At 64.8% G+C, this 17,505-nt stretch carries 11 protein-coding genes, 11 tRNA genes and 1 pseudogene; 7 read left to right on the plus strand and 16 right to left on the minus strand.

Annotated elements, in window-relative coordinates; translation table 11 throughout:
- Positions 1-12: 12 nt before the first annotated feature.
- From HR086_RS16900 to HR086_RS16955, 12 genes are all read right to left on the minus strand, one after another.
- Positions 13-87 (minus strand) — tRNA-Arg (locus tag HR086_RS16900).
- Between the two features lie 21 nt (positions 88-108).
- Positions 109-182: transfer RNA gene (locus tag HR086_RS16905), tRNA-Arg, on the minus strand.
- A gap of 6 nt (positions 183-188) precedes the next feature.
- Positions 189-260: transfer RNA gene (locus HR086_RS16910), tRNA-Ala, on the minus strand.
- Positions 261-291: 31 nt separating this feature from the next.
- Positions 292-365, minus strand: a tRNA-Thr gene (locus HR086_RS16915).
- 100 nt (positions 366-465) lie between these two features.
- Positions 466-538 (minus strand) — tRNA-Phe (locus tag HR086_RS16920).
- Between the two features lie 13 nt (positions 539-551).
- Positions 552-621 (minus strand) — tRNA-Cys (locus HR086_RS16925).
- A gap of 19 nt (positions 622-640) precedes the next feature.
- A tRNA-Asn gene (locus HR086_RS16930) sits at positions 641-712 on the minus strand.
- 19 nt (positions 713-731) lie between these two features.
- Positions 732-804 (minus strand) — tRNA-Gln (locus tag HR086_RS16935).
- A gap of 5 nt (positions 805-809) precedes the next feature.
- Positions 810-880: transfer RNA gene (locus HR086_RS16940), tRNA-Lys, on the minus strand.
- Positions 881-1,167: 287 nt separating this feature from the next.
- Positions 1,168-1,326, minus strand: coding sequence for a hypothetical protein (locus HR086_RS16945; RefSeq protein WP_174454832.1), 159 nt, complete (start codon positions 1,324-1,326; stop codon positions 1,168-1,170).
- A gap of 477 nt (positions 1,327-1,803) precedes the next feature.
- On the minus strand, positions 1,804-4,719 hold the full coding sequence (locus HR086_RS16950) for a cell wall anchor protein (RefSeq protein ID WP_174466144.1): 2,916 nt from the start codon (positions 4,717-4,719) through the stop codon (positions 1,804-1,806).
- Positions 4,720-5,950: 1,231 nt separating this feature from the next.
- A tRNA-Tyr gene (locus HR086_RS16955) sits at positions 5,951-6,035 on the minus strand.
- 468 nt (positions 6,036-6,503) lie between these two features.
- On the opposite strand from HR086_RS16955, the gene HR086_RS16960 reads away from it, so the two are divergent.
- Positions 6,504-7,748: a hypothetical protein gene (locus tag HR086_RS16960; RefSeq protein ID WP_174462877.1), complete on the plus strand. Its 1,245-nt coding sequence runs from the start codon at positions 6,504-6,506 to the stop codon at positions 7,746-7,748.
- A 297-nt stretch (positions 7,749-8,045) separates the two neighbouring features.
- Positions 8,046-8,159: pseudogene (locus tag HR086_RS16965) on the plus strand (IS30 family transposase); the annotation flags it as partial.
- Between the two features lie 382 nt (positions 8,160-8,541).
- On the opposite strand, the gene HR086_RS16970 reads toward HR086_RS16965, so the two are convergent.
- The 4 genes from HR086_RS16970 to HR086_RS16985 all read right to left on the minus strand — a co-directional run bounded on the left by HR086_RS16970 (position 8,542) and on the right by HR086_RS16985 (position 13,671).
- Positions 8,542-9,354 (minus strand): hypothetical protein, encoded by an 813-nt coding sequence (locus tag HR086_RS16970; protein WP_174466138.1) that lies wholly within the window; start codon positions 9,352-9,354, stop codon positions 8,542-8,544.
- 483 nt (positions 9,355-9,837) lie between these two features.
- Positions 9,838-10,797, minus strand: a complete 960-nt coding sequence (locus HR086_RS16975; protein WP_254626357.1) for an AT hook motif domain protein — start codon at positions 10,795-10,797, stop codon at positions 9,838-9,840.
- 400 nt (positions 10,798-11,197) lie between these two features.
- Positions 11,198-12,448 (minus strand): hypothetical protein, encoded by a 1,251-nt coding sequence (locus HR086_RS16980; RefSeq protein WP_174466139.1) that lies wholly within the window; start codon positions 12,446-12,448, stop codon positions 11,198-11,200.
- Positions 12,449-13,585: 1,137 nt separating this feature from the next.
- Positions 13,586-13,671, minus strand: a tRNA-Phe gene (locus HR086_RS16985).
- 264 nt (positions 13,672-13,935) lie between these two features.
- Here HR086_RS16985 and HR086_RS16990 point away from each other — a divergent pair.
- The 5 genes from HR086_RS16990 (at position 13,936) to tnpB (ending at position 17,391) form a co-directional block, all read left to right on the plus strand.
- Entirely contained in the window at positions 13,936-15,174 is a 1,239-nt protein-coding gene (locus tag HR086_RS16990) for a hypothetical protein (RefSeq protein ID WP_174462873.1), read from the plus strand.
- Positions 15,175-15,538: 364 nt separating this feature from the next.
- A complete protein-coding gene (locus tag HR086_RS16995) occupies positions 15,539-16,195 on the plus strand; it encodes a transposase (RefSeq protein WP_174466140.1) in 657 nt (218 codons plus the stop codon).
- 170 nt (positions 16,196-16,365) lie between these two features.
- Positions 16,366-16,755, plus strand: a complete 390-nt coding sequence (locus HR086_RS17000) for a hypothetical protein (RefSeq protein WP_174462871.1) — start codon at positions 16,366-16,368, stop codon at positions 16,753-16,755.
- Positions 16,756-16,879: 124 nt separating this feature from the next.
- Positions 16,880-17,203, plus strand: coding sequence for a hypothetical protein (locus HR086_RS17005; protein WP_174466141.1), 324 nt, complete (start codon positions 16,880-16,882; stop codon positions 17,201-17,203).
- The gene (gene tnpB / locus HR086_RS17010) at positions 17,203-17,391 is read left to right on the plus strand and encodes an IS66 family insertion sequence element accessory protein TnpB (RefSeq protein WP_174466142.1); all 189 of its coding nucleotides are present in this window, start codon (positions 17,203-17,205) and stop codon (positions 17,389-17,391) included. Before HR086_RS17005 ends, tnpB begins: the two co-directional genes overlap by 1 nt.
- Positions 17,392-17,505 lie beyond the last annotated feature (114 nt).

Consider the following 17,505-nt stretch of genomic DNA (forward strand, 5'->3'; position numbering starts at 1 on the left):
GTGAAACGTGTGTGCTCCCGGCAGGACTCGAACCTGCGACCGTGCGCTTAGGACGCGCCTGCTCTGAATCCACTGAGCTACGGAAGCGGATGGCACAAATGAAGCGAGTGCCCCTGGCAGGGATTGAACCTGCGACCTCACGGTTCGGAACCGTGCGCTCTCATCCACTGAGCTACAAGGGCATGAAGTGGATCCGCCGGGACTCGAACCCGGAACCCCTCGGGTGCAAACCGAGTGCTCTCCCATTGAGCCACGAACCCATGTGACGACTGCACTGCGTGTTGCGTGAAGTGCCCCCGGTCGGGTTCGAACCGACAACCCCCGGTTTACGAAACCGGTGCTGCTACCAGTTGAGCTACAGGGGCGAAACGAGCAGGCCGCCAGGGAGTTGAACCCCGCGCGCTCGGATTTGGAGTCCAAGCTGCTCCCGGAGCGCGGCCTATGAAGATGAAGCGTGCTGCCAAGTGCCGACCCTCGGAATCGAACCGAGTCCTCCCGCTCTTCAGACGGGCGCGCGGACCACCTACGCCAGGTCGGCAATGATGAAGATGAGGCCAGTACGGGAGTCGAACCCGTCCCAAACGGTTTTGCAGACCGTTGCCACCCCGGGCGGAACTGGCCATTAGTGTGTGTCGCAAAGCTCCCCAGGAGGGATTCGAACCCTCAACTTCGCGGTTAACAGCCGCGCGCTCTGCCATTGAGCTACCGGGGAATGTGCTGCGTGAAGAGAGAACCGGAGGCAGGAATTGCACCTGCACCTGCGGAGTCAGAATCCGCCATCCTCGCTAGTTAGACGACCCCGGTATGAGTACCTCCGGAGGGATTCGAACCCTCGCCGTCCGCTTAAGAGGCGGATGCTCTTCCAATGAGCTACGGAGGCAGATTGCTTGCCGCCCCGGATGCGCGCGGGCGGCATACATTCACCACGACGATTCAGTTGTCAGAGACCTTGAGGCTGTCGGGTACTCGAACGCGAGCCAGGATTCCTGGCGCACGGACGCGAATCCGGCCCTCGAGCTGTAACTCGTGATGCGGTGTGGCTGTGCGTGGCTGGCCACGCCGGTGTTGAATGGGGACGCTGGGAGCCCAGAAAGCCGAGAGGCCGGGTCCCCTGGATGGGAGCCCGGCCTCTGCGTGGCTTGGCGCGCCAGTGAAGGAGCGCGAGCGTCAGCAGGGTACGGGCGGAGGGCCGCCAAGCCGGTCAAATCCCACGAGGGACTTCGAGGCGAAGCTCACAAGGGAGCAGGAGGCGGCACCGAACTGGGGCCAGAGGTTGTTGCGATAGCTGCGCTTCATCGGGTTCGTCCGCGTCGTCAACGTCGTCATGGTCGCCGCTCCTTTCGGGGAGACTCTACGGCGGGTGATTTTCGTTCCTGACAAGGCCCGATTATTTGAGCTTCACGGCCGTGGCCCCCGGTTTCAGGGAAGTTGTCGCCTCGGCTGACGTGCCGAGTTGATGACGCCTTGGGGGCGAGAGCAGGCAGGACGCAGCGCCGTGGCCATGGTCTCCATCGCGTGGACTCCCTCGCAGCGGGCGCAGCTGCCCCGCGGGTTCGCAAGGAGTCTGACGCGGAGACCTCCGTGCCGCACGGCGCGTCCGAGGAGAGGCATCTGGCCCGGCGATGCGCGCGGGGGCCGGTGCTCATGCTCCGGCCCGCGGGTGTGCCTGGGCTTCAAGCGGGACGCCGTGTGTACGACCGCGTGAACGGCGGCACCGAGCGTGAGCTCCCAACTCGGAGCAGCAAGGCCGGCCATGGGGACGTGCCCCCCACCGGCCTTGCTCCTCGGCGTGTCGACGCGGTCCTACTGCAGGGGCACGCGCTTGAGCTTGAAGGGCGAGGGGCTCTCGCTCATCGTGAAGTAGCTCGCGCCGTTGGCCTCGTACTCGATCGCCTCACCCTGGCCCTCGGTGGTGTCGGTCAGCGTGACGGGCGTCGCGAAGACGGCCGACTCGAAGCCAAGTCCCGGCGCCGCACGGAACTCGTAGACAGTGCGGTAGGTGCGAAGGAGGAAGCGATCCGCGCATGGGTGGATCGCCGCTGCGGTCGCGGCCGAGAAGTTGGCGTCTCCGTTCAGCGGCAGCTGGATCGTGTGGACGTGGATCAGCGTGGCCTGTACGCCCGGCGTCAGCGGCTGGGGGAACTTGTACACGCCGCTCTTCCCCGTGCCCCCGTCCTTGGTGACGACGTAGATGTCCCCGGTGGTGGGGTGCACCATCAGCGACTCCGCGTCCTTCGCGCCGTCCGGATAGACGAACGGGAAGGCCTCGGCGACGAGCCCCCCCGAGGTCTGGCCGTTGGCGAGATTCGGCTCGGGCACGCGGTAGATCGTGAACGACGTGGGGCTGCCACCCGCAGGGAAGTTGGCGCTCCACTTCCCGATGTCACCGATGAAGATGCACGAGCCGCTCGGGCAGGGCCCGGTCGCGAGGTCCTCCCAGTCCGCCGGCGTCACGTTGGTCACGTTGAACGTGCCGATCGTGCTCGCGTTGAGCGTGTTGATCGCGATGATCGCGGTGGTGTCCTCGTTGTGTACGTAGAGCGCGTTGCCGACCACGCGGCTCGCGGCCAGGCCCGAGGGCTCCACGATTTCCGGCGCGGTCACGGTGCCCTGGAGCGTGAAGGTGCTCGCGTACGTGTCTCCGACCATGCAGGCGGGGGCGTTGGCGGCGCGCAGGACGATCACGTGCGCGGTGTTGGTCTGCACGAACGCGGAGCTGCCGGAGAGGCCCGTCTGGAGGCCCGGCGCGGTGAGCGACCGGTAGGCCGCATTGAAGAGCAGTCCGTTGGCGTGACCCAGGCACGCGTCGAAGGCCTCGGTGAAGCCGAGCGGCGGCTCGATGCCGGTGGCAGGGCAGGTGGCGTCCGGCCAGACCTGTGAGCCGTACCAGACGGCGAGTCCACCCGCGCTGCCGGTCACCACGTCGGGCACGGTGAACGACGCGGAGTCGCCGTTCTTCTGGCCTGCGTGCACGTCGATTGGCTGGACCGGATCGACGCCGCTGAAGGCCTCCACGCTCCCCGCCATGTGGGTGGTCGCGTCCAGTCCGAACGTGTAGCTCGCAGGCTCGGAGGCGCCCGCGACGCGGTAGAAGATCCAGGTGCGGATGGCCCAGGCGCTCTGCTCCGAGCGCAGGAACGTCCAGCCGGCGGGCGGCGTGACGGTCGCGGAGATGTTGTTGCGCACGGTCACCCGCGCGATGAGCGCGTCGTTGGCCGCGGTCCCCGACGGCTTGGGGATCGACAGCGAAGCGAGCGACAGGCCGCTGTGGTGCGAGCTCCCACGCAACGAGACCCCCGAGGACGGCGCGACCTCGGCGCGGCGAAGGGCGACGACCTGCGCGACGTTGGTCTCGGCGAACGTCGAGCTCCCGTTGAACGGTCCCTGGAGGCCGGCACCGGCGAGGGGCATGAAGGCGGCGTTGAAGACGAGGCCCTGGGACGAGGACACCAGGCAGGTGTCGTAGGTCTCGGCGAAGCCCACGGGGGGCTCGATCGCCGGGGTCGGACACGCGGCGCCGGTCCACGTCTGCGCGCCGAACCAGACGGCAGCCCCGCCCGCGGTCGAGGTGCTCAGCTGCGGCGTCGTGAAGGCCGTCGAGCCGCTGTTGCTCTTGCCGGCGTGCGTGTCGATCGGGTTGGCCGGATCGACGCCGGCATACGCCACGAGGTTGCCGACGAGGTAGCTCGCGATGGAACTCTGGAACGTGTGGCTCGCGGGCTCGCTGGCGGTGGCGACGCGGACGAAGACCCAGCCGCGGATGCTCCAGGTGCTCATGTCGGTGCGCACCAGCGTCCAACCCGCGGGCGGGGTGAGCTCGGCGCCGATCTGGTTCCGGTTCGCAAGGTGCGCCAGCAGCACGTTACCGGCGGCGACGCCCGTAGGGGTCGAGACGGTCAGGCTGGTGACCGTCTTGCCGCTCGCGTGCGTGGTGCCGACGAGGGAGATCTCCTTGGTGGCCGGCGGCTGGAGGGGACGCAGCACCACCGCGTGCGTGATGTTGGTGTTGGGGAGCGTGGAGCTGCCGATGAAGGCGGGCTGGGCACCTGCGGCCCCGAGCTCCGAGGTGGCGGCGCTGTGCAGCACGCCGAGCGACGACGAGACGAGGCAGGTGTCGAGCTGCTCGGTGAAGCCCGTCGGAGGGGTGTGGACCGCGGGGCACGCGGCGCCTCCCCAGACCTGGGCCGAGAACCACACTGCGAGGCCGTTCGCGGACGAGGTGGTGGCGACGGGCAGCGCGAGGCTCGCGCTGTTGCCATTCTTCTGGCCCACGTGCACGTCGAACGGCTGGATCGGATCCGCGCCCGACACCGCGACCAGGGTGGCCGCCATGGAGCTGGCGAGGTCGAGGGTGAAGGTGTGGCTGCTCGGCTCGGCCGCGCTGGCCACGCGGAGGAAGAGCCAGGACCTGATGGCCGAGGCGCTCTGCTCGGAGCGCAGCAGCGTCCAGCCAGTGGGTGGGGTAGCGACGGCTGTGACGGCCTCGCGATTGCTCAGCTGCATCACCAGCACATCTCCGGCGGCCGTACCGACGGGGGTGGGAATGGAGAGGGTGGTGGTGGCCAGGCCGCTCGCGCTGGTGGTTCCTCGCACGGAGAGGGTGGAGAGGCCCTGGGCCGTCGTCGCATCCTGTACGTCGTCGGGCTGCGCGAGCTCAGTCGTTTCACAGGCGGCCATCAATAGGGCGGCCGCGAGCCACAGACTTCGGATTGGGGTCATGGGGTTTTGATCGGGTGTCGACTCACTGGACTGGAGGTCCGGGAATCGGCCATGTGAAGGACCCCGCAGCGCGAAGCGCAATCGACTGTCATGACACGGGAAAGCTACCGTGAAATGGCTTGGATCGTCGGGTGTCATCGAAAAAAGGTGGCAGTCCTGTCCATGCGGTCACGCGGAGTACTTTGAAAACGCGAAGCCCAAAGATATCTGCGCACGGTGCAAGGGCCGAAGGGCGGTCGGCACCCCGAGGGGTGGGCCTCCAGGCAAGCCTCGTGACCGTGGCTGTGACCGGCTCGTGACATCAGCAGAACGGTGCTGACATCCTGTAATCTGGAGCGTGCCTGGAACTGTGGGCTTCGTCGAGCTCGTGGGGCACGAAGCCCTTGAAGTCACTGGCATCTGGGACGACCGCCGCTACCTGGACATGGCCCTTCTGACTTCAACCCCAGACACCGCTGAATGATGCCGCCAAGGAGCTTTCCTCCCTCGTTCCCCTTCCGAACCAACTACACACGATTCGGGACTTGACCGGCGCCGGGGGCGCGGCTCATCGGCTACCCGCTTCCGCCTGGGGCGCAGGCCGGCCCTCCGTAGGGGCCGTGCCCGCCTCGCGACGCCCCTGCGGAAGCCTGCAAAGCATGTAAGGGATGAAACCGGAGAGCAGAGAGAGCAGCCTTCCTGGAGACCTTAGAGCGGAGAATTGAGAGTCTCAGGAAATTGTGTTAACCGCTGCCCCAACGGTTAACAGCACCTGTTAACCGCTCTCGGTTCGTCTCTCCCCCGATTGGGCGAAAGAGAGCCCCAGAAAGCCCAATCCGCAGCCGAACGGATGGGCAATCAGGCTCTGGGCGATAGAGGGTAGAGAGTGTCCTCTGAATTGTCGTGGGGCAAAACCCCTAATGATTCAGGGATTTAAGCGCGAGTGTCTAGCGCAATCCATCGCGCGACTCGTGTTAACCGAAACGGCCCTGCCAGGTTGCAGGGCCTTTCAATCAGCTCCCCGAATGAGACTCTGTGCGAACTCGTTCTCTGTTTTCCTCTAGAGAACTCGAACCCTCTGCGCCGCAGAGTGGTGAGTGATATTCAGGGGTTTGAGGATTGAGCCGGCGGTTGTCCTTCGATTGGGGTCCGATTGGTGCTGTGAACTTCGACAGGGCGCCGTCACTAGACGGCGTCGCTGCAGGGGTGAAGCCGGTGCGCCTGCGTGGTGACGGACCACGCTCGTGCTGCATGGGGACGCTGGGAGGTGAACCCAGTGGGCCCTGTCGGGCTCGGGCTCTACAGGCCCGCGCGCCTCCCTAGCGCTCTACATCCCCAGGAGGAGCAGGAGCCCTGAAAGCCGAGGCGACTTCTTCCCTGACACAGGGGGTCAGAAGGGGGCGCCCCGCTGCGGCCCCTGGTGCGGCCAGATGACCCGCGCGTGCGCGAGCAACGCGTCCCCAACCCTCCCTGAGTTAGGCTTCAGGGCCCACAAAAATACGAACGGCCCCAAGTCACCCAGGGGCCGTTCGTTTTGTCACTTCAGAGGCAGGTCGAGACCATCACGGCAAGACCTGCTGCGTCGTGATTTGCTGCACTGTCGAGCCCTGCAATGTTTTGTATTGAATGGTGATGCTGCGCCGTCGGGAGCCACTGCAGAACAGCGGGGCCCAATTTCATTGATTGTCTCAATCGAGTAAAAGCTGTAAGTGTGTTAAAGCCGGAAAATTAAATAGACAATTGACACGGTAAATTGCAAAGGTGCGGTTGGCACGACGCCAATGCTTTCCACACAAAGGAATTCCATGTCCAAGCTTCATCAGACCCTGTTGACCGCTTCCGTCGCGCTCCTCGGGTTGAACGGTTGTGGCGGCGCCGACCTCCCGGAAGCGGAGACGGCCAGCACCCGCCAGGGCGTGGAAGTGGCAACGGCCATTCCCCTCCCAATCCCCGCCTGCTCGCTTCTCCCTGATACGGACGGCGACGCCGTCTGCGACATCGTGGAGACGCTGCTGGGCACCAACCCCAACAACCCCGACACGGACGGGGACCGGCTCAACGACTACGCGGAGTCGTTCGGCTTCGGCGGCGGCCTGGACCTGACGGCCCTCGGCGCGAACGCGCGCAGGAAGGACATCTTCATCGAGGCGGACTACTACCCGGGGCAGCAGCCGACCCAGGCGATGCTGAACCGCGTCATCACGGCCTTCGCCAACGCGCCAGTGTCGAACCCGGATGGCTCCACGGGCATCACGCTGCACGTGGTGGTGGACCAGCAGATCACCGCGGCGGACGCGGACCTGGACCTGAGCCCCGTGTGGACGGACTTCGACGTCATCAAGGGCAAGTACTTCGCCGCGAACCGCGCGCCCTACTTCCACTACATGCTGTTCGCGAACCGGTACGACGGCGGCAACTCCAGCGGCATCTCGCGCGGCATCCCCGCGCATGACTTCGTGGTGACGCTGGGCTTCATCGGCGGCGGCACGGAGCTGCAGCGGGCCGGAACCCTGATGCACGAGCTGGGGCACAACATCGGCCTGCGGCACGGCGGCACCGACAACGCCAACTACAAGCCCAACTACCTGAGCGTCATGAACTACCAGTACCAGTTCGATGGCTTCGGCATTGGCGGCTTGAACAACGTGTTCGACTACTCGCGCGTGCAGGTGGCCGCCTTCAGCGAGCTGAGCATCAACGAGGTCGCCGCGTTCACGCCCGTCGCCCCGACGACCGAGGCGGACCTCGCGAAGATCAGCGCGCTTCGCTTCAACGGCGTCCAGGTCGTCGGCAACGCCAGCGCCAACCTGGACTTCAATAACAATGGGACCATCCAGGCTGCGTCCTACTCTCGGGACCTCGACGGCTCCGGCGCCAGCAACTTCCCCGCGTCGCAGAACGACTGGCTGGCGCTGGCGTATGACGGCGGCGGGCAGATTGGCTTCGCCACGTCGGGCCTCACCCAGGACCTGGGACGCGCGGAGCTGTTCCTCGTCGCCCCCGAGAAGATGGAGCCCTGCCTCACCGTGCCCGAGCGCGACGCCCGCTAACCCGCTTCAGATAAATCGGTGAACCATGCTCGGAGAGGGAGCGGATGACCTCTCCGAGTGCGCGGCCTTGACGGACCCTGCTGAAACGGATGGGTTCCACGGCGTCCATGCTCGGGCCGGCTGACTCCGACACGGCCCGGGGCTCATCGTTCGAGCCCTGTGAGTTGTATGTGGCTCGTAGAGTGCGCACTATATTTGGTCGCCAGTTGGAGTTGTACGAATCGTTTCTAATACGACGGGGTCACTTCCCGTGCTCTCCGAGGGCACCTCTCGCGCCGGAGACCTCTGAGAGCCCTCTCCGGCAAGCAACTCGACGCCATCGCGCACGAACTCAACGGGCGCCCGCGTCAAACGCTTGCATGGCGAACGCCTGCCGAAGTATTCGCGTTAGCTGTCGCAACGACCGTTTGAGACCGCCCTCACGTGCAGCTCCTTGCGAGGTTTCGGTCGCATTTCAAAAAATGCTTGGGATGCTGGTTTGACCGGCGCTATGGCCGAATGTCGGACCTGCATGGAGGCTCAGTCTACGGGCGATGCAGAACCTGGTGCTCGTAGCGGGTGCGTGCCACGCCGCTAAGCCCATGCAGGCAGGTGTGCGGCGGATGCAGGCTTGTCGCAAGCCCCCACACAGGGCGCAAAGCGCTCGGGCGCGAGCCCCGGGCTGGAGCCGAAAGCCTGCGCCTTCCACACGGAGACGCCATGACGGATAAGCGCAGGCGGCCCGAGAGTCGCAAGTCGCCGGAGAATTTCCCGCGAGAGGCCATGCAGTTCGGCATCCGAGGGTCATGCGTCGTTAGGGGTTCCAAATCTGGTCAAACGACTTTTGGTCTGGGTGCATTCTGTTGAAATACCTCATTGATGGATTTATCTCCATGGAGGGGGCGCCTGAGGTGGGGATTATCGTAAGCGCCAACTTGCCTGTCTTGATGCCAATTGTTCCCTTGAACGAGTAACCGCCGGTGGGGGCAGTAATCGAGGTGTCTAGTTCAAACGAGAACCCGTCATCGTCATATTTCGCGTTCCTGATTTGTCCGCTTACGGAGGGCGCGGCAACCGCTTCGAATGCTTCGTGCCCGAGGGAGTAAATGAATACTCCAAGAGCCGACTCGGCTACTCCATTGGGCAAGACTAATGTGCATGACCGCTGATAGTCGCCCTTGTAGCGCCACTTCCCTGCCCAGATGGCATGCCTTAGCATGCGCAGCGATGTTATGGAGTCCTTTTTTGATTCAAGCTTTTCCTTGAATCCATCGGTGACAAGCATGTACCGTGAGTAGTGTGGTATGAATTTGCCGGCCCGCTTGTGGGCTTGGATTTTTGCTACAACCTTGGCGCGTTGGTCATCGTCGAAGAGAGACTTGATTATTCCGTCGACAGTCTCTTCTGTTGCGGCGTGGGCTACGCCGACAAAGGCCGGCTCCGCCCAGAACGTAAAGTCGCGAATGATGCCTTGGAAGCCGTCAACGACTTGTATGGTTGTGTCTCGGGCGTCGCCGCGCACTGCGTCATATACCGCGGCAGTATAGTGGTACAGTGTTCCCAGGACTGGAATCTTATCCACCACGTTCGGAATGGCCGAGGCCAGCTTGTCTATTGAAAAAGTCATGAGGCGTTCTCCTTCATCTGTGTCTACGTTTCTTGGGGGTGGTAGGGGTGTCCGTTGTCCATGACTATCGCTGGGGTTGGAGCTCTCTTCGAACAGATTGGGTTCCCCCGGCTTGGTCGTGGCCACCTCTGGGATGCATGTGCGGTGCCGATATGGGGCGTGTGGATTCTTGCCCATGCAGCCGGCGACTGCTGGGGCATGAGGTGTTCGTTGACGCGTCATTGACGCGTCATTGACGTGTCAATTTGTGTGGGCTCTGGAAGTCGGTGTGGGCGAATTCGCCATCATAGGGCTTCTGCCGAATGTGGCGCGCGAGCAGGGAGCGAGGACCCTTGAGGTGGCACACTTCATCAGCGCCTATGCCCAGAGAGACCTGGGGCGCCCAGCCAACTTTGAGACCATCTCTAGGCTGTGTCGTTTGAGAAGGCGTCGCCGGTCGGTCCTTGGAGAAAGTCTGGACCTATTTGGGCGCAGAGTCTCCTGCTAGAGATGCGCGGGCGCGTTCGTTTCTGTATTGCTCAATGTGTCGGGGGCGAGCTGTTCACCGCCCGACGTGCTCACCACCTCTGGCCGTCTGCCACTGTCCTCCACCTCGGCGTCCACCTCGCCGCGCTCGGCGGGTGTCGTCTCGCGTGCAGCTCGTAGGGCATGGGCATGCCGAGCCTGGAGTCCCTCCAGCGAGAAGCTGGCGTGCAGTTCCTGGCGGGAGTCGGCGCCGCCTTGGACGAACTCCTTCAGGCGCACCATGGTGTTGAAGTCGGTGGGGTTGTCGACGCGCACGCGGCCCTCCGCGAGGGCCTCCTCGAAGCCGAGGAGGTAGCCGTCAATCATCTTCAGGGCGTCGTCCTTGGAGACGGCGATGGCGGTGGCGCGCAGCTCGATGAGCTTCGCATCCGCCTTGGTGGCGATGCGAGTCTTGGCCTCCTCGCGGCGGCGCAGGCAGTTGTGCTCCTTCGCGTAGTTGGCGACGAGTGAGGTCGCGACACCGAAGCGCTCGGCCAGCTCGCGGTACGAGGCGTAGCTCGTCATGGTGGAGCCGTCGGGGAGCGTCTTCACGTCGCCGAAGACGAGGGCGCGGTCCAGCTCCTGGCGCGGGAGAGCGGGCTCCTCGGACTTCCGGGGGCGGCCCGTCGTGCGCTTCGGAGGTGGGGGCGGTGGTGCTTCGGTCGGCGCGGGCGTCTCGGCTGGCTGCTGGCCCGCGAGGAGGCGCTTGCGGCGGCCGAGGCAGTCGTGCTGCTGGGCGTACTTGGCGACGGCGCTGTGGGCGACACCGAAGCGCTCAGCCAGCTCGCGCAGGGAGGGGAAACGTCTCTTCACACGGCCCCGCGTGGTGGGCACCTCCTCGCCTTCCACGAGGAGTCTGTCCACCTCGTCATGGGGAAGCCGAGGGCCTTCGGCCTTGGTGGGGCGCCCCAGCTTCTTCGGGGGCTTCTTCTGGGCCATGCCTTCCCTCATGGACTGGTACAACACCGAGCACCGACATTCGGCCATCCGCTTCGCCACTCCCGACGACAGGCACTTTGGTCGTGATACGGCACTGCTGGCTCGACGCCACGGAGTGTACCAGCGTGCCCGAGCCCGTCACCCCGAGCGCTGGAGTCGCGGCACGCGCGATGGGACGCCGGCGGGCCCCGTGCGCCTCAACCCGGCTCCCAGCCTCTCTCTCTGCTTCTGCAGGAAGTGCGGGGCGCAGGCTGAGCCCTTTTACGCGACAACTCCCTTGCCGCTCACCGAGACCCTCAAGCCTGTCTCCATGCCTACTTGAGGGAGCAGCCACGCCCGCCGGGGCCCGTTCAGCCGGCCCTGGCGGTGGGCTTCGACTCTTCAGAGACGGGAGGCGGACTTACGGGGCGTGGTCCGGATCCCCGGGGAGGCAGGGTTCCATCTTCTCGGGGGGAACGAGGAAGCGCTCCTCGCGGTCCAGATGCCGGGACATGCCCGGCGTGCCGAAGCCAATCTGGCCGCCGTCATAGATCAGAACCGCCCAGTCGTTCTGCGACACGGGGTACACATCCGTCGCGACGCCGTTGCGGTTGAAGTCCAACGCAATGGTGTTGAAGTCGTATTGGCGGTTGTTGTTGAAGTCGACGAAGTCGGCTGCGGAGAACATCGCCACCTGGGCGTTGTTGAAGCGCAGCCCGTAGTACCTAGCCAGTTCCGACCCGGTGGACGGGGCGACGGCCGCGAACGCGGTGAGCTCATTGACGGCCGCCTCGTTGATGGAATCCACGTGCACACGCGAGTAGTCGAGCGCGCCGAACGTGCCGCCCAGTTCGAATCCATAGAACTGGTATTCGTAGTTCATGATGCTCAGGTAGTTGGGCTTGTAGTTGGCCTCGTCATTGCCACCGTGGCGCAGGCCCAGGTTGTGCCCCAGTTCGTGCATGAAGGTGCCGGCCTGCTGTTGCTCGGTGCCGTTGAAAGAGCCCAACGTCATCAGGAAGTCCTGCGCGGGGAGGCCGCGCGAGATACCGCTGGAGAAGTTCCCGTCGTACTGGTGCGCGAACACCGCGTAGTGAAAGTAGGGCGCGCGGGCGGCGGCGAAGTACTTATTCTTGATGACGTCGAATTCCGTCCACACGGGGCTCAGGTTCATGTCCGCGTCCGCGGCGGCGATCTGCTGATCCAGCAACAGGTGGAGCGTGATGCCTGTAGACCCATCCGGATTGCTCACCGGCGCGCTGGCGAAAGCCGTGATGACCTTGTCCAGCGTGGCCTGGCTGGGTCTGAGGTTGGGGTAATAGTCCACCTCCACGAAGATGTCCTTCTTGCGCGCGTTGGCGCCGAGGGCACTCAAATCCAAGCCGCCGAAGCCGAACGTCTCTACGTAGTCGCTGAGGCCATCCCCATCCGTGTCAGCCTTGTTGGGATCGGTTCTCAACACAGCCTCCACGATGTCACAGATGCCGTCACCGTCTGCATCCAGTGAGGTCAGGAGGCAGCCGACAGGGAGCGGGAGAGGCACTGCCGCTGCCACCACCTCAGCCTGGCGGGTGCTGCTCTGTTCCAGGGCCGGAGGGGCCGCTTCGCCACAGGCACTCAAACCAAGGAAAGCCAGAGCGGCTGTCAGCAGACGCTTATGAAGGTGCGGCATTGTCGTCCTTTGTGTCAAGGATTGGCGTTGCGCCAGTCGCCGACATTGTCGCTGGATGCGCATGGAATTGGAACTGGCGTTGTTAGTATTGAGCGGCTTCCGCGGGGCTGCTCGTGTCTGGCCAGAAGTACTGGAAAAAGACATGTGGGCCGTCACGCTTTGTGTAGCGCTTTCGTTCCAGACTCCGACATCAGTCGAGGGACGTCCGCGCTCCAGGCACGAGCCACGTCATGCTCGTGTCCTGGCCCGCACGAAGTGGTGGTAGGCGCTGGCCACGCTGGCGCCGCTCGCCTTGCGGATGCCCTTGATGGTCGTCGCCGCCCACCTCACCCTTCACGGACTGCGAATCGCGGGCCTTGGGCATGGGAGGCCAGAGTCGCAGAGGACCCCGCTGGCAGTGGTTGTTCCCGGGGCTGCGCGAGGATCGGTGGCGCTGCGAGAGTTGGGGCCGCCGGGGAGGCAGGGCAGGCGCGCGCTGGTCGGCCCTCCGTAGGGGCCGTTCACGCTTCGCGCCTTCCCTGCGGAAGCCTGCAAAGCATGTAAGGGACGAAACCGGAAAGCAGAGAGAGAGCGGCCGTCCTGGAAACCCTAGAGCGGAGAAGTGAGACTCTCAGGGAATTGTGTTAACCGGTGCCCCAACGGTTAACAGCACCTGTTAACCGCTCTCGGTTGTTCTCTCCCCAGATCGGGCGAAAGAGAGCCCCAGAAAGCCCAATCCGCGGCCGAATGGATGGGCAATCGCGTTCTGCGTCGCAGCGCGTAGAGAGTGTCCTCTGAATCGTCGTGGGGTGAAAACTCTTGTAATTCAGGGGCTTAAGCGCGAGTGTCTGGCGCAATCCATCGCGCGACTCGTGTTAACCGAAAAGGCCCTGCCAGTTTGCAGGGCCTTTCAATCAGCTCCCCAAGAGAAACTCTGCGCGAACTTGTTCTCGGCGTCTCTCTAAAGAGTGCGACGGGAAACATGAGAGACATCCTGGGGTTGGATGAAGTCAGGAAAATTCGGGGTCCGATTGGTGGGCCGCGAACTTCTGTAGACAGGCTTTGCTCCTGCTCCTTCTGAGCCAGGTCTTGCTGGTCTCATTGTGCGATGGCTCGTGATGCGATGTGGCAGCGAGCACCAAGCTACGTGCTTGAGTATGGGGACGCAGGGAGTTGAACCCAGAAGGCCCTGTCGGGCCCGGGCTCTTCAGACCCGCGCGTCTTCCCTGGCGCTCTGCGTCCCCTGAGGGGCAGGCGCCCTGAAAGCCGAGGGGCCAGGTCCCCCGGATGGGAGCCCGGCCGATGCATGGCTTGGCGCGCTTGGTGGCGGCATCCTTTCGAGCTTCAGGTGGCCCGAAAATCCCAGAGCATGTCAGCTGGGCGAGCATGGTGTCCCACCCCCCGCCACCGACCCCTCGCACGCAAATTCCTTTAGTTTCAGTGACGCATGATGCGTTCGCCTTGGGGCTTGACCCCACCACAGCCAGCACGCACACAATCTCGCTTCGATGTCACTGAACGATCTACTTACCGCGCTTCGTGGTCCCTCGGGCCTCGGCCCGCCGCCGGGAGTCGCGCTCGCGGCGGTGGCCGGCTGTGAGTACCTCCCGCCGAAGAAGGTCGCGCGTGCCGATCTGCAGGCGCTGCGCGACCTTCTGCCCGCGCTGCCCGACGACCTGCGCGACGGCCTCGTCGCCGTCAATCGCATGCGACTGCGCTGGCCCGGCGGTCAGATTCAGCTCCAGGCGATCAAGGCGCTGGTGGACGCGCTGGTCCGGCACGTCGCGCACCCGACGCAGGACCCGCTGCTTCGCGAAGGACTGCTCCCGCTCGCGTGCACCTCGCATCGTGGGCACCATGTGCACACGTGCGCGCGATTCGTGGAGGGCAGCTATGAGCTCGTGCTCGCGCTGGACACGAAGCGCTGGACGCTGCCGTTTCGGCTGGAGGAGTACCTCGCGCTGGCGATTCGTTGCGCCGGGGCGCCGTTATGGCCGCTACTCGTCGCCGAGGCCGCTCGCCGCGAGCTCGGACTGACCGGATCATTCGAAGCGCTCGAGCGAGAGGTCGCCGGGCTCCTGGTGGCGACCTCGCCGGGGGTCGACTGGCACGCCGAACTCGCACAGGCCGTGGCCGGCCGAGCATGGATGCGACCGGAAAGGCCCGGGAAGGGGCGGCTGCTCGTGGATGGCGGCGCGCCGATGTCGAGCGAGATGATCGCTGCGCACCTGATTCTCGGTCATCCCGTACCGGCGGGTGTGCTGAACTTCTATCGGCAGCTTGACGGGACCGTCCTCTCGTGGCGCAGAGACGGCCTGTTCGCGGACTCACGCATCTCCGGCTATATGGACCTGTTCTGGCGCAAGGAGTCTCTCGTCGCCAAATACCTCGGAGACAGTCGGCTGAACGGGCGCCCCGAGGGAAAGTACCGGGTGCTCGTCTACGGCGAATACCCAATCTTCATCGATATGGCGGCCCTGGACCTCTATCCGCTGTATCACTGGAACTACTCCGAACGGTCGCTTCATCGCATACGCCTGACCTTCGATGAATACATGCTCAGGTTCATGCGCTGTGGCGCCGTCCAGCGCTGGGAGCGGCTGTTTGCGGACGGCTTCGCGGCGGACACCCCTGTGCAACAGGACATACTGCGTGCCGTTCGAACGGTCTGCCTCGACCAGGAGCTCGAGAGCTTCCTGGCCCCCACGGCGCGAGCGGACCGCCGGGCCGTCGCTGCGGCGCTGTGACAGAGGCTCCGGCGGATGCCGGGCCCAGCACCATCGCCCGCGCCGCACCACCGGGACAGGCGAATCCGAGAGCACGCCTCCGAGCGTGCGATGGGTGCGCCTACCCCAAATTCGGTCGCTGCGTCATGAGTGCGTCAAAATGTGAGTCATGACGTGAGCGATGCGCATGACGAGCCGCTGGGTCCTCTTTTCCCTTTGATAGAGGTCGGAATTGCGCCCGGCTCAGACGCCTCAATACCTCTCTGGGTCGTGTCCCTATAAGTGTGTAGATGTCGAGCAGGGGCGAGCGGAAAAGAGGGAAGCTCCTCGGTGAAACCAACCGAGACGGTCCTCCTTTGGCGAGGAGGCCGAGAAGTTCCCCGCCGTGGACGATACAGACTTTGCCGCGCCCTCGCGCGAGGAGGTGCGCACCGACGTGCGAGCCCTCTTCCTGGGCGCCATCCGCGTGACGCTGGAGATGCTGCTGGAGGAGGAGATTCGAGGCCTGGTGGGCGCGGGGCGCTGGCAACAGGTGGCGGGGCGCAAGGACCAACGCAACGGCAGCTACCTGCGAGGCCTGCTGACGTCCATGGGGCACCTTGAAGTGGCTGTGCTGGAGGCGACCTTCAAGAAGCGCGGGTCTTCGATCCACCCGAGCGCGGAGAAGCGCGGGATTGGAGGGCCGCGCATCAACGCTCGAGGTGCCGAAAACTGGCGGCAGGGGAGCCTTGAGCCACGCTGGGCGGCAGAAGTGGACGAGATGAGCGACCTGGAGGAAGGCCAGGCCGCCGGACAAATGGAGTCGCCACCTCTCCGCGACAGACAGCAACAAGAGGCGCCCGTGTCACGAAAGCGTCCACCCGGAGGCCCGGGTGCACGAGCTTCGAGAGCGAGAGTGCTGTCATTGCGGGGAATTGTTCTGGCTCTGTCGGAGGTGCGACAGGGGCCAAGCCTACTGTCACGACAGGTGCCGCACGCTGGCCCGCAGAGCGCAGTGGCGCAATGCGAGCCGTGCCTATCGGGCGAGCCTCAACCCTTCTGAGGTGCGCCGTGATGCGGCGGCCCGCAAAGCAGCACAACGCGCACGGCAGCGAGCGCGGAAAGTCACACATCCAGGTTCAAGCCAAACGGAGGCGGGCGTAACAAAAGCCGCACGTGTGCCCCGCGAGCCGGATGCGCCGGCCGCCAGGCGCCGTCTGGAGGTGGCTCTCTATGTCTTCACCGCCGCTGTGGCTGACGCTCGAGGCGCATACCCCATACACCCAAATCCTTCTCTCCGTGCCCAAGCGGGGCACCGTCCTCAAGGCCCGCCTGCCACCCGTACCAGCGATGACTCCAGCCGTGTCCCTGCTGGTGGAGTCTCTCAGTGCCTGGTACGGCATGCCCCTCTACGCTGTCGTCGATGCCGACGCGCAGGAGGCCCGCCTCCAGCCTGGGTTGTGGGCGAAGCTGTTGGGAGACCTGGCCTTCAACCCCAACATCGCCGTCGAGTGGACGTCTCTGCAGTGCCCACCCCCGCCCCGTGACAGGTTTCTCGAGTGGGAAGGCTTTGCGTCGGCCCGGCGGTTGCTCACCCGCGCGGCGACGGGGCAGCAGCGATGATTTCGCCTGAGATTGGCGCTGAAATGAGACGCCTTGTAACCGACCGACGGCGGGCGTCCTGAGTTGAGCGCGCCTTGCGGGTTCTTGGGGCATGCGACGACCCAATCCGGATGAGTGGCCGAAGTTGGTGGAGGAATTCGAGACGAGTGGGCTGCAGCAGAAGGAATTCGTGGCCAAGCACGACCTGCCCTTGGGCACGCTGCAGTACTGGCTCTACAAGAAGCGCAAGAAGCGGGGCCTCCGGGCGTCAGAATTGGCTGCCGAATCGGTCGCCGCCTTTCTCCCTCTGGAGGTTGTAGCGTCGCCCGCGCCGCAGGCGCAGGAGAGCTTCTTTGAAGTCGCCACCGTGGGCGGCCTCGTGCTGCGCTTCCTGGTGGGCGCGGACACGGCCTACGTCGCGCGGCTCCTCGCAACCCTCGCGAGTGCGGGCACGGCGGCGAGCACCTGATGTTGCTACGGCTTCCTCGGACGGTGCGCATCCTGCTGGCGCGAGAGCCCGTCGACATGCGCAAGAGCATCGATGGCTTGGCGGCCGTCGTGCGCATGGCGTGGCAGGAGGACCTCTATGCGGGCCACCTCTTCGTCTTCGTGTCGCGCCGAGGAGACAGGGTGAAAGTCCTCAGCTGGGAAAGGTAGCGCGCAATGCGGTCGACACTGCAAGCGATTTGGAAGAAGTCACCATCACCATGGCGGTCCATCCCTTCCGCGGCAGACGGTTTCCAGTCCTGCGTGCCGACCGCGACGTGCAGG

Origin of the sequence: Myxococcus sp. CA039A, assembly GCF_013336645.1 — a bacterium.
GTDB classification, from domain to species: domain Bacteria; phylum Myxococcota; class Myxococcia; order Myxococcales; family Myxococcaceae; genus Myxococcus; species Myxococcus llanfairpwllgwyngyllgogerychwyrndrobwllllantysiliogogogochensis.

Bases quoted from the DNA above. Each gene is read 5' to 3' on its own strand.
- HR086_RS16945 (WP_174454832.1), bottom strand. From the start codon at position 1,326: ATGACGACGTTGACGACGCGGACGAACCCGATGAAGCGCAGCTATCGC.
- HR086_RS16950 (WP_174466144.1), bottom strand. From the start codon at position 4,719: ATGACCCCAATCCGAAGTCTGTGGCTCGCGGCCGCCCTATTGATGGCC.
- HR086_RS16960 (WP_174462877.1), top strand. From the start codon at position 6,504: ATGTCCAAGCTTCATCAGACCCTGTTGACCGCTTCCGTCGCGCTCCTC.
- HR086_RS16970 (WP_174466138.1), bottom strand. From the start codon at position 9,354: ATGACTTTTTCAATAGACAAGCTGGCCTCGGCCATTCCGAACGTGGTG.
- HR086_RS16975 (WP_254626357.1), bottom strand. From the start codon at position 10,797: ATGGCCCAGAAGAAGCCCCCGAAGAAGCTGGGGCGCCCCACCAAGGCC.
- HR086_RS16980 (WP_174466139.1), bottom strand. From the start codon at position 12,448: ATGCCGCACCTTCATAAGCGTCTGCTGACAGCCGCTCTGGCTTTCCTT.
- HR086_RS16990 (WP_174462873.1), top strand. From the start codon at position 13,936: ATGTCACTGAACGATCTACTTACCGCGCTTCGTGGTCCCTCGGGCCTC.
- HR086_RS17000 (WP_174462871.1), top strand. From the start codon at position 16,366: ATGTCTTCACCGCCGCTGTGGCTGACGCTCGAGGCGCATACCCCATAC.
- tnpB (WP_174466142.1), top strand. From the start codon at position 17,203: ATGTTGCTACGGCTTCCTCGGACGGTGCGCATCCTGCTGGCGCGAGAG.